This is a genomic window from Sphingobium sp. TB-6, assembly GCF_012927365.1.
Taxonomy (GTDB): domain Bacteria; phylum Pseudomonadota; class Alphaproteobacteria; order Sphingomonadales; family Sphingomonadaceae; genus Sphingobium.
In genome coordinates this window covers 53,332-68,354 of sequence record NZ_JABBGL010000023.1, presented here as the reverse complement: position 1 = coordinate 68,354, position 15,023 = coordinate 53,332, and the positions used below count along the sequence as shown (strand labels likewise).

Here is a 15,023-nt window from a genome sequence, read left to right as displayed (position 1 = left end):
GCAATCGTCGCCTCGCCAAAGACTTCGAGCGGACTATCAAATCCGCAACCGCGCTTCTCTATGCCGCCGCTGCCATCGTCCTCATCCGACGCATCGCTCGTTACGCATGAGATTCAAGACAGGCTCTGAGCGCCAGCGTTAGGGCCAGCGGCCGGTTCACTAACCGCGACAAGCGCTTCGACCATTTGCGGGAGATGGAAAAGTGGTTCTTCCCGCCGCAGGTGTTCATGAGCGCTGGCCTTATCGTTAAGCGCCAAGAATGCTCTTTATGCGGGGACGATTATGAGAAGTGCGATCACATAGCAGGACGTCCATATATGGGCAGATTGTGCGCTGTCGTATTAAAGGAAGTCACTCCCGATCATGTGGCGTTGGTTGAAGCTCCGGCAAATCGCCGATGCCGCATTACTGCTTTTTCGGTTCCTGGCGGTCGTCGAAATCGGATGACATGGGTTGTTACGCCATCGGTAGAGAAGGAAAATGGAGGCAATCCGATGGAGGCGATTATTGCTACGTCGGATGATTGATGATCTGCTAGGTTCCTATCTGCCGGATTGGACGGCAAAGCGGGAAGGTTCACTTCCAAGCGCGCGAACAAGCGCGCGAAAAATTTAACTGAGCGGCGACAAATGGCGTAAAGCAACCAAGGGCACACGCCGGAAGGCAACGCAGACTCGACCGTTTTTACCCTTCGAGCATAGATAGTACGTCCGAAAGACGCCAGTTGGCTGCGCGCCGACGACGTTCGACGGGCGTCGAAGACAGAATTAGAAGGGATTGGCGTTAGCAGGTCGGCTTGAACACGGCTGTGCTGCCCAGCAATCCACCCCAATCCCGGTCTGCCCAAGGCGGTAGTGGCAGCATGACACAGGGATAGATTGTTGAATTGCTCATGCCTGAAAGTGGCAATCGGACCAGGTATAGGAAAGGGGAAGAGTTACCCCAGTGTTACCCCGGCGGTATTCCAGCCTCTGCCCATGATGGGTAAGTTATTGTTTTCTCTACGAAATCTGGAGCGGGCGAAGGGATTCGAACCCTCGACCCCAACCTTGGCAAGGTTGTGCTCTACCCCTGAGCTACGCCCGCTCTGGCGGCCGGAGGAGGTGTCCTCTCGGCGGGTGGGGGGCAACTAGCAGCGGCTTCCCACCTCGGCAAGGGAGAATCTGCAGGAAGCCATTTTTTTCTCCGCGAAGCCATTTCGTCCCAAATAGCGGAATCATGCATTGCGCCTTGGCGCTGCGTTGCGATATGCTACTGTTCATTCCCTAAATCTCTGACGTACTGACGGATATAATCGCCTCCCATTTCGTATCGCATGGGGATTAGGAGGAGTGCAGCTATGACCGCCGAACCATTGACGCGCCGCAGCCTGCTCCAGGGTAGCGCCGCTGCCGCCGCCGCGATCCCCGCTTTGGGAGAGGCGCAGGCGGCTCCCGCCAGACGCAAGGAAGGAGCGCCGATGACGCCTGTAGGACTGACCGTGAACGGCCGCGAAGTGCATCTTCAACTCGATCCGCGCACGACGCTGCTCGATGCCCTGCGCGAACATTTGCACCTGACCGGCACGAAGAAGGGCTGCGATCATGGGCAATGCGGTGCCTGCACGGTGATTGTCGAGGGGCGGCGGATCAATAGCTGCCTCACCCTCGCCGTGATGCATGAGGGCGATCATGTGACCACCATCGAAGGGATCGGCACGCCGGAAAAGCTCCATCCCATGCAGCGCGCCTTCATCACTCATGACGGCTATCAATGCGGCTATTGCACGCCTGGCCAGATCTGTTCGGCGGTGGCGGTGCTGGAGGAGATCGAGGCGGGCATCCCCAGCCACGCCACGCAAGATCTCGACCGCATCGCCTTTTCCGAGAGCGAGGTGCGCGAACGGATGAGCGGCAATATCTGCCGCTGCGCCGCCTATCCCAACATCGTCGCGGCGATTCGCCAAGTCGCGGAGGAGGGGGTAAAGGCATGAGACCATTCACCTACAGCCGTGCCGCCAGTGTCGAGGAAGCAGCGAAGACCGCCGCCGCGACCCAGGGCGCGCGTTTCATCGCGGGCGGCACCAATCTGCTCGACCTGATGAAGCTCCAGATCGAGATGCCGACCCATCTGATCGACGTCAATCATCTGGGCCTCGACCGCATCGAGCCGACGGCTGAAGGCGGCCTGCGGATCGGGGCGATGGTCCGCAATACCGATCTCGCCGCCGACAAAATGGTCCGCCGCGATTATGCGGTGTTGAGCCGCGCCCTGCTGGCGGGCGCGTCCGGGCAGCTCCGCAACAAGGCGACGACGGGCGGCAACCTGCTCCAGCGCACCCGCTGCCCTTATTTCTACGACACGCGCATGCCCTGCAACAAGCGCAAGCCGGGCAGCGGTTGCGGCGCGCTCAAGGGGATGAGCCGTAGCCTCGCCATCCTGGGCACAAGCGAATCTTGCATCGCGCAGCATCCCTCCGACATGGCGGTGGCGCTGCGCCTGCTGGATGCCAGCGTCGACACGGCGAGCGCCGACGGCAGCCGCCGGACGATCCCGATCGCTGATTTCCACCTCTTGCCCGGCGATACGCCGGAGGTGGAAAATGCGCTGAGGCCCGGCGAGCTCATCACTTCGGTCACTTTGCCCAAGCCGCTGGGCGGCACCCATGTCTATCGCAAGGTCCGCGACCGCGCTTCCTATGCCTTCGCGCTGGTGTCGGTCGCGGCGGTGTTCGCGAAGGACGGCCAGGCCCGCTTCGCCTTCGGCGGCATAGGGACCAAGCCCTGGCGCACCGACGCCGCCGATGCGGCAGCACTCTCCGGCGCGGCAGCCGTCGCCGAGGCGGCGCTCAGCGGCGCGCGCCCCACCGAGCACAACGCGTTCAAGCAGCAACTGACCGCCCGCACCCTTGCCTCGCTCTACCGTCAGAAGGGGGTCTGAGCCATGAAGTTCGACACGCCAGCCACCGCCAACCCGATCGACCGGGGCCGCGTCATCGGCATTTCCCATGACCGGATAGACGGCGCCGCGAAGGTCACCGGCACCGCGCCCTATGCCTATGAACGGCATGATGCCGCGCCCAACGCCGCCTATGGCTGGATCGTCGGTTCGGCCATCGCCAAGGGGCGGATCAGCGCCATGGACCTGCGCGCAGCGGAGGCCGCGCCCGGCGTGCTGGGCATCGTCACGCACCAGAATGCGGGGGCGCTCGGCAAGGGCAATATGAACACCGCCCATCTGCTCGGCGGGCCGCAGATCGAACATTATGAGCAGGCGGTGGCGCTGGTGATCGCGGACACGCTGGAAAATGCGCGTGACGCCGCCCAGCTCGTCCGCATCGACTACGCCGTGGAACAGGGCCGGTTCGACCTCGCGGCGGAGCGCATGAACGGCGTCCCGCCCGAGGGCGGCTTCGGCGGGCCGGCGGATACCAAGGCAGGCGATTTCGATGCCGGTTTCGCCAAAGCAGCGGTGAGGATCGACCAGAGCTACACCACCCCCGACCAAAGCCATGCGATGATGGAGCCGCATGCGACCATCGCCGCCTGGAACGGCGACAAGCTCACCCTCTGGACCTCCAACCAGATGATCGCCTGGAGCGTGGGCGAGATGGCGAAGACGCTGAAGATCCCCAAGGAGAATATCCGCCTCGTCTCCCCCTATATCGGCGGCGGCTTCGGCGCGAAGCTGTTCCTGCGCGCCGATGCGCTGCTCGCGGCGCTGGGGTCGCGCATGGTCGGCCGTCCGGTCAAGGTGGCGATCGCCCGGCCGCAAATCCCCAACAACACCACCCATCGTCCCGCCACCATCCAGCGCATCCGCATCGGCGCCGACAGGCATGGCGTGATCGACGCCATAGCCCATGAAGTCTGGTCGGGCGACCTGCCCGGCGGCGGGGCGGAGACGGCGGCGCAGCAGACGCGCCTGCTCTATCGCGGCCCCAACCGGTTGACGACGCATCGCCTGTCGACGCTGGACCTGCCGGAGGGCAACGCCATGCGCGCACCGGGCGAGGCGGTGGGCCTGCTCGCGCTGGAGGTCGCGATGGACGAACTGGCCGAAGCCTGCGGCGTCGATCCGGTGGAACTGCGCATCCGCAACGATGTGCAATATGATCCGGAAGCCGGACCGCAGCGTCCTTTCTCCAGCCGGAAGCTGGTCGAATGCCTCCGCGAAGGCGCGGAACGCTTTGGCTGGAACCGCCGCAATCCCAAGCCGGGTCAGGTGCGCGATGGCCGCTGGCTGGTCGGCATGGGCGTCGCTTCCGCCTTTCGCAACAATCTGGTCACCAAATCGGGGGCGCGCATCGGCGTCGATGCCAGGGGGCATGTCATCGTCGAAACCGACATGACCGATATCGGCACCGGCAGCTACACGATCATCGGCCAGACCGCGGCGGAAATGCTGGGCGTGCCGCTGGAGGCCGTGACCGTGCGTCTGGGCGACAGCCGCTTTCCCGCATCGGCCGGGTCGGGCGGGCAATGGGGCGCTAACAGCGCCACGGCGGGCGTCTATGCCGCCGCCATGGCCCTGCGCGCGAAGCTGGCGGAAAAGGCGGGCTTCGCGGCGGACCAGGCGCTGTTCGAAGATGGCCTGGTGCGGCTGGGCAACCAGTCCCAGCCGCTCGGCACGCTTGCGGGGCGCGAGGGGCTGTGGGCGGAGGACAGCATGGACTATGGCGACCTCGCCAAACGTTATGCGCAGGCGACCTTCGGCGCGCATTTCTGCGAGGTCGGCGTGGACATCGACACCGCCGAAGTCCGCGTCCGCCGCATGGGCGGAGCCTTTGCCGCCGGGCGCATCCTCAACCCCAAATCGGCGCGCAGCCAGGTGGTCGGCGCGATGACCATGGGGGTCGGCGCGGCGCTGATGGAGGAACTGAGCGTCGACACCCGATTCGGCTTTTTCGTCAATCACGACATGGCCGAATATCTGGTGCCGGTGCATGCCGACATTCCTGATCAGGACGTGTTGTTCGTCGAGGAACTGGACGACAAAAGCTCACCCATGAAGGCCAAGGGCGTCGGTGAACTGGGCATTTGCGGTGCGGGGGCGGCGGTCGCCAATGCGATCTACAATGCCACGGGCATAAGGCTGCGCGATTATCCGCTGACGATCGACAAGATTCTGGCCGCGTCAACAGGAAAAAGGGTCGCTTGAACTTCTCCGCCGGTGTCCCTAGTCCCCTCCGCAAAAGAGGTGGGAAAGGGCGTCATGAAATATCTTCCGCTGTCACTGGCTTTGGCCGCACTACCGACCGTCGCGGCCGCCGAGACGGAGGCACCCGATCCGGCCCGCATCGTCGTGACGGGGGAGGGACTTTCCCTGCCGCCCGGAACGCCGGCCTATGGATCAGTGATCATCGACCGGGATCGGCTGACCAACAGCGCCTCCGGCCGGATCGAAAACGTGCTGGGCGATGTCGCCGGTTTCCAGCAGTTCCGCCGCTCCGACAGCCGTTCGGCCAATCCTTCGGCGCAGGGGGCGACATTGCGCGCTCTGGGCGGCAATGCGTCCAGCCGGACGCTGGTGCTGCTCGACGGCGTGCCCATGGCCGATCCCTTTTTCGGCTATATCCCGTTCAGCGCGCTGGTGCCCGACCGCCTGTCGGTGGTGCGGGTGACGCGGGGTGGCGGGATAGGAGCCTTCGGCGCGGGCGCGGTGGCGGGGACCATCGAACTGGCCAGCGCTACCCGTGACCAGCTCCCGACCTTCGGCGCCAGCGCCTTCTACGGCAGCAGGGACGCGACCGAACTCTCCGCCAGCCTGATCCCGGATCTGGGCAACGGCTATGTTTCGCTGTCGGGCCGCTGGGACCGGGGCGACGGGTTCCAGACCACGCCCAAGGACCAGCGCGTCGCCGCCACCGCGCCCGCCGCCTATGACGGCTGGTCGACCAATTTGCGCGCCGTCGCGCCGCTTTCCGCCACATCGGAAATCCAGTTTCGCGGCACCATCTTCCATGACGAGCGGACCCTGCGCTTCAAGGGCGCGGACAGCATGAGCGAAGGGCAGGACGCCAGCATCCGCTTCATCTCGCGTGGCCCGTGGCAGGTCGATGCGCTGGCCTATATCCAGGCGCGCAACTTCTCCAACATTGTGATCTCGGCCTCCAGCTTCCGCAAGTCGCTCGACCAGCGCAACACGCCCTCGACCGGCATCGGCGGCAAGATCGAACTACGCCCGCCGGTCGGCCCCGATCATGTGCTGCGCTTCGGCGCCGATACCCGCTTCGCCACCGGCGACATGTTCGAGGACGCCTATAACGCCAATATCGCCGCCAATCCCGTCACCGCCCGGCGCCATGCGGGCGGCGAGCAGATGACCACCGGCCTCTTTGCTGAGGATGACTGGACGCTGGGCCGCCTGGTCCTGACCGGCGGGGTGCGGGCGGATCGCTGGACGATCAGCGACGGCTTCTTCCGCGCCACCGGCACGGGCGCGGCGAACAACAGCTTTGCCAATCGTTCCGACTGGCAGTTCTCCGGAAGGGCGGGTGCGCTTTACCGGATCAGCGATGCCGTCGCCCTACGCGGCGCGGGCTATACCGGCTTTCGGCTGCCGACGCTCAACGAACTGTACCGGCCTTTCGTGGTCAGTTCTGCCACGTCGATGGTGACTACTAATGCCAACCCGGCACTTGAAAGCGAGAAGTTAAAAGGTGTTGAGTCAGGTGTCGATGTAACGCCCGTTTCCGGTGTAAGCCTGTCAGCGACCGCCTTCTATAATCGCCTCGACAACGCCATTGGCAATGTCACCCGGAGTTCAACGGTTGTGGCAGGGCGACAAATCATTGTACGGGAACGCCAGAACATTGATGCCATCATTGCCAAAGGCTTTGAGCTCACGGCATCCGCTCGAGCAGGCGATTTCCTGCTTTCGGCTTCCTACGCCTATAGCCACAGTAGCGTGCATGCGCCGGGCATGGCCTTTGACGGCCTCACCCCCGCGCAAAGCCCGCGTCATGCCGCCAGCGCCACGCTCGCCTGGGAGCCGAAGCAAGGTCCGGCGCTCTCCGCCACGATGCGCTATGTCAGCAAGCAATATGAGGACGATCTCCAGACCGATGTGCTGCCCCACGCGCTGACGGTCGACGCGGTGGCGCGCTTGCCCCTCGGCCATGGCGTGACCCTGGTCGCGCGCGGCGAGAATCTCTTCGACGAGGAGGTGATTACCCGCAACGCCGGAGGGTCCATCGACCTTGGCACGCCCCGGACGCTGTGGATCGGTTTCCGTTTCGCAAGCTGAAGCGCAACCCTCTGAAAAAGCGCGCTGGCTGAGGCCGGGCAAAGCTGTATGAGGGACGCCATGCGCCTTTCATTCCTCTTCGCCCTGCCGTTCCTCGCCGCTTCGCCCGCCCAGGCCTGGGGGCCGATCGGTCACCGGATCACCGGCACCATTGCCGACCAGAATCTGAGCGGCGCGGCGCGCGCCCAGGTCCGCCTGCTGCTGGGGACGGAGGATCTGGCGGAGGCGTCGACCTGGCCCGACGACATGCGGTCCGACCCTGCCGAATATTGGCGCAAGACGGCCAGCCCCTGGCATTATGTCACGGTCAAGCAGGGCGATCACTACAGCCCATCCGACGCCCCGAAGGAGGGCGACGCGATGACCGCCCTGACCCGCTTCACCGCAATCCTGCGCGATCCCAAGGCGTCGCTGGACGACCGCCGCCAAGCACTGCGTTTCGTCGTTCACATCATCGGGGATCTGCATCAACCGCTGCATGTCGGCGGCGGCGATGACCGTGGCGGCAATGATGTGAAGGTCACCTTCTTCGGTGCGGCGACCAATCTGCATTCGGTCTGGGATTCGGGCCTGATCGAGCAGCGCGCCCTGTCCTATTCGGAATATGCGAACTGGCTGTCGCGTTCGATCACGCCGCAGCAGATGATCGCCTGGAGCATCTGCGATCCCGATAGTTGGACTCGCGAAAGCATTGCGCTGCGCAAGACCGTCTATTCGGCCGATCCGGCTTTGTCCTGGGACTATGTCTATCAGCATCGCGCCGAGCTGGACGACCGGCTGCGCCGTGCGGGCGTCCGCATCGCCGCCTGCCTGAACGCAATTTTCGATTCCCCGCAACAGCCCTAAGGCCAATCGACATTCAGCCCTGACGGCCTGCAAATGGCGCTTTTCCGTGCTTCCGGTGCTCACGTACTTTTAGTACGCTGCGCTCCGGGTCACGAAAAACCACCATTTTCGGCACGTCATCATCTGAATGTCGATTGGCCTTAGGGCTTGGCTAAGCAGCCCGCGCTAATCCCGATCCCGCAACCGCTCCACGATCGCCCTGGCGGCGCGTGTCACATCATCCCAGGTCACGTCGAACCCGGCATCGTCGCCAAAATAAGGATCGGTGACCCCGCTCCCTTCGCGTCCCGGCACCAGGTCCATCAGCAGCCGCAATTCCGCTGTGCCATCCGAAGGCCGCACCCGCCGCAGGTTCCGCAGATTCTCCGCATCCAGCGCGAAGACATAATCGAACCGCTGGAAATCCACAGCCGTCACCTGCCGCCCGCGATAGCCCGAAATATCGATCCCATGCCGCAGCGCCACCGCCTGCGCCCGGTTATCCGGCGGCGATCCCACATGCCAGTCCCCGGTTCCGGCCGAATCCACCTCGACCGCCAGCCCGGCCCGCTCCGCCTCCGCCCGCAGAGCAGCCTCCGCCAGCGGCGACCGGCAGATATTGCCCAGACAGACGAAGAGGATCGAAGCGCTCATCCCTCTGCCGCCGTGCTCAGCCCCAATTGGGGCACGCCAAGGGAACGCCGCCCGCCGAAATCGGTCCGCGCCACGATCACGCCCAGCTTCTCCATATAGTCGATCAGCCGCCGCACCCGGCCCGGCGAACTGGTGCCATAGGCCCGCGCCAGCGCCACGTCATCCGGACAGGGCAGTCCCTCCATCGCCGCCCGCGCAATCAGCAGGAAGGGCGCCAGCATATCCTCCGGCAGAGGCTCCGCAGCACGCATCGCATCGTCCCAGCGTGGATCGGCGGCGTCGAACATCCCCGCCTGCGCCATGGCAAAACGCTTGCGGAAGGCGGGCAGGTCGAGCGGCGGCGTCCGCAATCCCTTCATCCGGCACCGCACGCCGAAATCCTGATAGAGCGTCGACACGCTCGGCTGCGCTTCGCCCAGATCAGCGACGATTTCCTCCAGCACGGCGATCACCACCGGCTCATTCTGCCCGAAATCCAGTTCCGGCGCGGCAGGCTTGGCCGAAGGCGCGGCGGCCAGCGCCCGCATCAATTCCTCGGCGGGCAGCGGTGGTGGCTCGGCTCGCGGCGGGGGAGAGAGCAGGCTTTCCTCTTCGCCCGCGCTTGCGAACAGCAACTCCTGCAAATCCCCGGTGGTCGCGACCGGCGGCGGCATCAGCTTGTGGGTGCCGCCCCGCGTGCTGGTCTTGACCGATCCGATCTTCACCGCCACCGGCCGCCGGCAGATCGCCGGACCCAAAGCCAGAAAGCGCCCGCGCTCCAGATCGCGGATCTGCTCGGCCTGCCGCCGCTCCATGCCCAGCAGGTCAGCCGCGCGCGCCATGTCGATGTCGAGGAAAGTGCGCCCCATCAGGAAGTTCGACGCCTCCGCCGCGACATTCTTGGCGAGCTTGGCCAACCGCTGCGTCGCGATCACGCCCGCCAGCCCGCGCTTGCGCCCCCGACACATCAGGTTCGTCATCGCCGCCAGCGACAGCCGCCGCGCCTCGTCCGATACGTCGCCCGCCGCCACCGGAGCGAACATCTGCGCCTCATCGACCACCACCAGCGCGGGATACCAGTGATCGCGCGGTGCATCGAACAGGGTCGAGAGGAAAGTCGCGGCGCATTTCATCTGCGCCTCCAGCTCCAGCGATTCGAGACTCAACACCACCGAGGCGCGATGCTCGCGAATCCTTGCCGCCATCTTGACGATCTCGCGCTCATTATAGTCGCCCGCGTCGATCACCACATGGCCATATTCGTCGGCCAGCGTGACGAAATCGCCCTCCGGATCGATCACCACCTGCTGGACCAGCGCGGCGCTTTCCTCCAGCAGCCGACGCAGCAGGTGCGACTTGCCCGACCCCGAATTGCCCTGAACGAGCAGTCGGGTGGCAAGCAATTCCTCGACATCGACCAGAACGGGATTGCCCGATCCGTCATTTCCTATGCTGATGCTGGCGGTCACGGCTTTCCTTTGGCGCATGCCGGGGTATTCGCGCAACCCTGCTGTCAAAACCGGAAGGCAGGAGCACAGCATCTCTCTCGGCAAGGGTGCGGATTCCCTTGACCATCCCATTGTTGCGATGCAGCATCGATCCATCATGGCGACTCTTGCACCCTCTTCCGCGCCTGCGGTCACGCAGAACCCCGATATCCGCTATCTTGGCCGCCTGCTGGGCGACGTCATCCGCGCCTATGGTGGGGAGAAGATCTACAAACAGACCGAATATATCCGCTCCGCCTCAGTCGACCGGGCGCGTGGGTTGCATGGCGCGGATGTGGTCGATACTGGTCTCGACGCGCTTAGCCTGGACGACACCTTGTCCTTCGTGCGCGGTTTCATGCTGTTCTCGATGCTTGCCAATCTGGCCGAGGATCGCCAGGGCGTCGCCGCCGAACCCGGCGCCGATGTCGCCTCCGCCGTGGAAAAACTCGAATCGCACGGCATCGACCGCGAAGCGATCCTCGACCTATTGTCCCACGCCCTGATCGTCCCCGTCCTCACCGCCCACCCGACCGAGGTGCGGCGCAAGAGCATGATCGATCATAAGAACCGCATCGCGGACCTGATGCTGCTCAAAGACAGCGGCCGCAGCGAAACCGACGAGGGCGAAAATCTCGACGAGGCGATCTTCCGCCAGATCGCGCTGCTCTGGCAGACTCGTCCGCTGCGCCGCGAAAAGCTGTTCGTCGCGGACGAGATCGAAAATGTTCTCGCTTATTTCCGCGACGTCTTCCTGCCGGTGCTGCCCGCCCTCTATGCCCGCTGGGAACGGGTGCTGGGCGCCCGCCCGCAAAGTTTCCTGCGCGTCGGCAACTGGATCGGCGGCGACCGCGACGGCAATCCCTTCGTGCAGGCGCCACAGCTTCGCCTCGCGCTCGCCAAGGGCTGCGAAGCCGCGCTGAGCTTCTATATGGATGCGCTCCACGCCCTGGGCGCGGAACTGTCGCTCTCCACCGAACTGGCCCATGTGTCGCGGGCGGTGCTGGACCTGGCCGACGCCAGCGGCGACATTTCGCCCAGTCGTCAGGACGAACCCTATCGCCGCGCCATTTCCGGCATCTACGCCCGCCTCGCCGCCACTTACCGGGCGCTGGGGGGCAAAGACCCGTCCCGCCCTTCGACGCTCAAGGGGGAACCCTATGCCAGCCCCACCGACCTGCGCCGCGACCTCGTGACGGTCGCGCAAGGCCTGGCGAGCGAAGGCAATGGCGCGCTGGCGACGGGAGGCGCGCTCGGCCGCCTGATCCGCGCGGTCGAAACCTTCGGCTTCCACCTCGCCACGCTCGACATGCGGCAGAACAGCGACGTCCACCAAAGCGTCGTGGCCGAACTGCTGAAAGTCGCCGGGGTAGAGGCCGACTATGCCAGCCTCGACGAATATGCCCGCATCGCCCTGCTCCGGCGGGAGCTGGCGAACAACCGGCCGCTCGGCACGGCCTTTTTCGAATATTCGGAACAGACCGCCTCCGAACTCGCGATTGTCCATGCCGCCGCCGAAGCGCACCGCATCTACGGCCCGCAATGCATCACCCATTATATCATCTCCAAGGCGGAGAGCGTTTCCGACCTGCTTGAAGTCAACATCATCCTCAAGGAAGCGGGCCTTTGGCGCGCCGGCACCGATGGCGCGCCGCCGCAGGCCGCGATCATGGCCGTGCCCCTCTTCGAAACCATTGCCGACCTTGAGGCCGCGCCCAAGATCATGGGCGCCTATTTCGGCCTGCCCGAAATCGCGGGGGTGGTGCAGGCACGTGGCCATCAGGAAGTGATGATCGGCTATTCGGACAGCAACAAGGACGGCGGCTATATCACCTCGACCTGGGGGCTGTTCCAGGCGAGCAAGGCGCTCGCGCCCGTCTTTGCCGACGCCAGCACCGCGATGCAGCTTTTCCACGGTCGCGGCGGCGCGGTCGGGCGCGGCGGCGGCTCCTCCTTCGCGGCGATCCAGGCCCAGCCCAAGGGCACTGTGCAGGGCCGCATCCGCATCACCGAACAGGGCGAGGTGATCGCCGCCAAATTCGGCACCCGCGACGTCGCCATGACCAATTTGGAGGCGATGACCAGCGCGACCTTGCTCGCGTCGTTGGAACCCGAAGCGATCTCTGACCGCGACGCCGCCCGTTTCGCCGCCGCCATGGATGAATTGTCGAAAACCGCCTTCGCCGCCTATCGCGGCCTGGTCTACGGGACGGAGGGGTTCAAGGAATTCTTCCGGCAATTGACGCCGATCCAGGAAATCTCCGGCCTCAAAATCGGCTCGCGCCCTGCCAGCCGCACGAAAAGCACCCGGATAGAGGATCTGCGCGCCATCCCCTGGGTGTTCAGTTGGGCGCAGGCCCGCGTGATGCTGCCGGGCTGGTATGGCGTGGGCCATGCGCTCAACGCCTTTGAGGACAAGGCGCTGCTGGCCGACATGGCGCAGCACTGGTCCTTCCTGCAATCCGCGCTCGCCAATTTGGAGATGGTGCTGGCCAAGTCCGACCTCGGCATCGCCGCCCATTATCTGCCGCTGGTCGAGGATCAGGCACGGGGGACCGAGATTTTCGACCGCATCCGCGAAGGCTGGGACATGACCCATGACGGCCTGCTCGCCGCCACCGGCCAGTCGCGCCTGCTGGAGAAGAATCCTAAGCTGGACACGTCGATCCGCCTGCGCCTGCCCTATATCGAGCCGTTGAACCTGCTCCAGGTCGAACTGATGAAGCGCCACCGCAGCGGCGAAGACGACCCGCGCATCAAGGAAGGCATCGAACTGTCGATCAACGCGATTGCGACGGCTCTGAGGAACAGCGGCTGATAGGGGAGGAAGGCGGACGCTTCCTGTTTTGTCATTCCCGCGAAGGCGGGAATCCATCTCCCAGCGTTGCATCAAGCGTTAGGTCAGGAGATGGATCCCCGCCTTCGCGGGGATAACGAACTTCGAAAATGTCCGGAAATGGCCAAACCCTGTCCCACCTACCCAATTTCCCATCCTGCAGCCTCTGATCCACGTCAGATCCAATCCGGCTCTTTGACCGGCAGGAAATCCCACCCAAATCTCAGCCATTCACAACCAATTCAAACAGCCCGCGTTATGCATGGAATGGATGCAGGATTAAGGAGAAAGGCGATGGCCTGGACCGGACAGAGGTTCCTCGCCGCGATCGGCCTTGCCGGCGCGCTGGCTTTGGGCGGCTGCGCTTATGACGATGGCTATTATGGCGGCGTGAGTGTCGGCAGCGGCTATTATGGCGGCGGCTATTATGACGATGCCTGGGGGTCGGGCTATTATCGTCCCGGCTATTATAGCGGCTGGTATGACGGCTATTACTATCCCGGCAGCGGCTATTATGTGTACAACCGCAGCGGCCAGCGCCAACGCTGGAACGACGGTCAGCGCCGCTATTGGGAAGGCCGCCGTGAAACCCGCCGCGAAGAGGGCAGGCGCGGCGACTGGAACGATGGCGCGCCGCGCCGGAGCTGGCGGGAGCGTTCCGGTGGCGACGGCAATCGGTGGAACGGAAATTGGAGGAATGCCCGTCAGGGCAATCCCTCCGCGGGCGCTCCGGCGCCGCAGCCAGGAAGGGGGCAAGGGGATATGACGACATCACGGCCGGAACGCAATTGGGGCGATGCGCCGCGCGCGCGCTCCGATGGCGGTGCGCGCTCCGATGGCGGCGGCAGGTCGCGGCGTGACGGCTGGCGAGGCCGGCGCGACTGATGCGGGTCCGGTACAGCGCGGCCCTATGCCTGCTCCTGCTCGCGGCCTGCGACGGCCGGGAGGAGAGCGCGATCGACAATCTGGCCAATGGCGCGAACGCGGCGCAGGTCGAAAATAATGTCCGGGCGGAGGCGCAGGCGGCGCTGGAGCCGCTCAATCCGCCCGCGCCCGGCACGCCCGGCGGCCTGCCGGTCGACCCCCAGCCCGTGGTGGAGGAAGATTCCGTCGACCCCAAGGGCGCGCAGGGCGCCGCCCAGGTCGTGCAGGGCTATTATGGTCTGCTGGAGGAAAAGCGCTATGACGACGCGCAGGATCTCTGGAACGACAACAGCGCCATCGGCGCCGAGGATGATGTTCGTTTCGCCGCCCGCTTCCGCGGGTTCAGCGAGGTTCACGCCCATGTCGGCGCACCGGGGCAGATGGAGGGCGCGGCAGGATCGCTGTTCGTGACCGTGCCGGTGCAGGTCTATGGCCGCATCGCGGCGAACGGGAAGCCCTGGTATCGGTTGCGTCAGGTGACACTGCGGCGGGCCAATGACGTGCCCGGCTCCAGCGAGGCGGATCGCCGCTGGCACATCGAAAGCATCGGTCCCTATGAACCGCCTGCGGAGGAAGCGGCGGAGACGGGCAATGCCATCTCCGCCACCGATGGGCTTCTTAGGAAACCGTAGCTTTCAGGATCTTGCCGGGGGTCTTGGGCGGCTCACCCTTGGGCAGGGCGTCGACATGTTCCATGCCGGACGTGACTTCGCCCCAGACGGTGTACTGGCCATCAAGGAAGGTGGCGTCGTCGAAGCAGATGAAGAACTGGCTGTTGGCGCTGTTCGGGTTCATCGCGCGGGCCATGGAGCAGACGCCGCGGACATGCGGTTCACGGCTGAATTCGGCCTTGATGTCGGGCAGCTTGGAACCGCCCATGCCGGTGCCGGTCGGGTCGCCGCCCTGGGCCATGAAGCCGGGGATGACGCGGTGGAACACGACGCCGTCATAAAAGCCTTCCTTGGCCAGTGTGGTGATGCGCTCGACATGGCCGGGGGCAAGGTCGGCGCGCAGCTTGATGACGACGTCGCCGCCGCTGTCGAGGCTAAGGGTCAGGGTATCGTCAGCCATGAAAAATCCTCTCTTGGGGG

12 protein-coding genes, 1 tRNA gene and 1 pseudogene are annotated in these 15,023 nt (G+C 64.8%); 10 read left to right on the top strand and 4 right to left on the bottom strand.

The features are described from left to right. Both HHL26_RS21180 and HHL26_RS21175 read left to right on the top strand, forming a co-directional pair. Positions 1-110, top strand: a pseudogene (locus HHL26_RS21180) (IS5/IS1182 family transposase); the annotation flags it as partial. A gap of 84 nt (positions 111-194) precedes the next feature. Beyond that, positions 195-527, top strand: a complete 333-nt coding sequence (locus HHL26_RS21175; protein WP_169576698.1) for a hypothetical protein — start codon at positions 195-197, stop codon at positions 525-527. Positions 528-1,011: 484 nt separating this feature from the next. On the opposite strand, the gene HHL26_RS21170 is transcribed toward HHL26_RS21175, so the two are convergent. Continuing rightward, a tRNA-Gly gene (locus tag HHL26_RS21170) sits at positions 1,012-1,086 on the bottom strand. 253 nt (positions 1,087-1,339) lie between these two features. Between HHL26_RS21170 and paoA the strand changes: the two genes are divergently transcribed. From paoA to HHL26_RS21145, 5 genes are read left to right on the top strand one after another with little or no spacing between them, the layout of a single operon-like run. Further along, positions 1,340-1,972: an aldehyde dehydrogenase iron-sulfur subunit PaoA gene (paoA, locus tag HHL26_RS21165; protein WP_066553950.1), complete on the top strand. Its 633-nt coding sequence runs from the start codon at positions 1,340-1,342 to the stop codon at positions 1,970-1,972. Further along, positions 1,969-2,919, top strand: coding sequence for a xanthine dehydrogenase family protein subunit M (locus tag HHL26_RS21160; protein WP_066553953.1), 951 nt, complete (start codon positions 1,969-1,971; stop codon positions 2,917-2,919). Before paoA ends, HHL26_RS21160 begins: the two co-directional genes overlap by 4 nt. Positions 2,920-2,922: 3 nt before the next feature. Next, positions 2,923-5,139 (top strand): aldehyde oxidoreductase molybdenum-binding subunit PaoC, encoded by a 2,217-nt coding sequence (gene paoC, locus HHL26_RS21155; protein WP_066553954.1) that lies wholly within the window; start codon positions 2,923-2,925, stop codon positions 5,137-5,139. A 54-nt stretch (positions 5,140-5,193) separates the two neighbouring features. After that, on the top strand, positions 5,194-7,227 hold the full coding sequence (locus HHL26_RS21150) for a TonB-dependent receptor (protein WP_066561341.1): 2,034 nt from the start codon (positions 5,194-5,196) through the stop codon (positions 7,225-7,227). Between the two features lie 60 nt (positions 7,228-7,287). After that, positions 7,288-8,073 (top strand): S1/P1 nuclease, encoded by a 786-nt coding sequence (locus tag HHL26_RS21145; RefSeq protein WP_066553955.1) that lies wholly within the window; start codon positions 7,288-7,290, stop codon positions 8,071-8,073. Between the two features lie 165 nt (positions 8,074-8,238). Here the strand turns inward: HHL26_RS21145 and HHL26_RS21140 are convergent, their stop codons facing one another. Continuing rightward, on the bottom strand, positions 8,239-8,706 hold the full coding sequence (locus tag HHL26_RS21140) for a low molecular weight protein-tyrosine-phosphatase (RefSeq protein WP_066553957.1): 468 nt from the start codon (positions 8,704-8,706) through the stop codon (positions 8,239-8,241). Next, positions 8,703-10,154, bottom strand: a complete 1,452-nt coding sequence (locus HHL26_RS21135) for an ATP-binding protein (RefSeq protein WP_066553960.1) — start codon at positions 10,152-10,154, stop codon at positions 8,703-8,705. The genes HHL26_RS21140 and HHL26_RS21135 overlap by 4 nt, the downstream gene beginning before the upstream one ends. A 136-nt stretch (positions 10,155-10,290) precedes the next feature. On the opposite strand from HHL26_RS21135, the gene ppc reads away from it, so the two are divergent. The 3 genes from ppc (at position 10,291) to HHL26_RS21120 (ending at position 14,564) form a co-directional block, all read left to right on the top strand. Next, positions 10,291-12,990 carry a phosphoenolpyruvate carboxylase gene (gene ppc / locus HHL26_RS21130; RefSeq protein ID WP_066561343.1) on the top strand — a complete coding sequence of 900 codons (2,700 nt, stop codon included), beginning with the start codon at positions 10,291-10,293 and terminating at the stop codon, positions 12,988-12,990. A gap of 312 nt (positions 12,991-13,302) precedes the next feature. Then, positions 13,303-13,893 carry a hypothetical protein gene (locus HHL26_RS21125; RefSeq protein WP_066553962.1) on the top strand — a complete coding sequence of 197 codons (591 nt, stop codon included), beginning with the start codon at positions 13,303-13,305 and terminating at the stop codon, positions 13,891-13,893. Next, complete coding sequence (locus HHL26_RS21120) at positions 13,893-14,564, top strand: hypothetical protein (protein ID WP_066553964.1); 672 nt, start codon at positions 13,893-13,895, stop codon at positions 14,562-14,564. The genes HHL26_RS21125 and HHL26_RS21120 overlap by 1 nt, the downstream gene beginning before the upstream one ends. Here HHL26_RS21120 and HHL26_RS21115 read toward each other — a convergent pair. Beyond that, on the bottom strand, positions 14,551-15,003 hold the full coding sequence (locus HHL26_RS21115; protein ID WP_066553966.1) for a peptidylprolyl isomerase: 453 nt from the start codon (positions 15,001-15,003) through the stop codon (positions 14,551-14,553). The genes HHL26_RS21120 and HHL26_RS21115 overlap by 14 nt on opposite strands. Positions 15,004-15,023 lie beyond the last annotated feature (20 nt).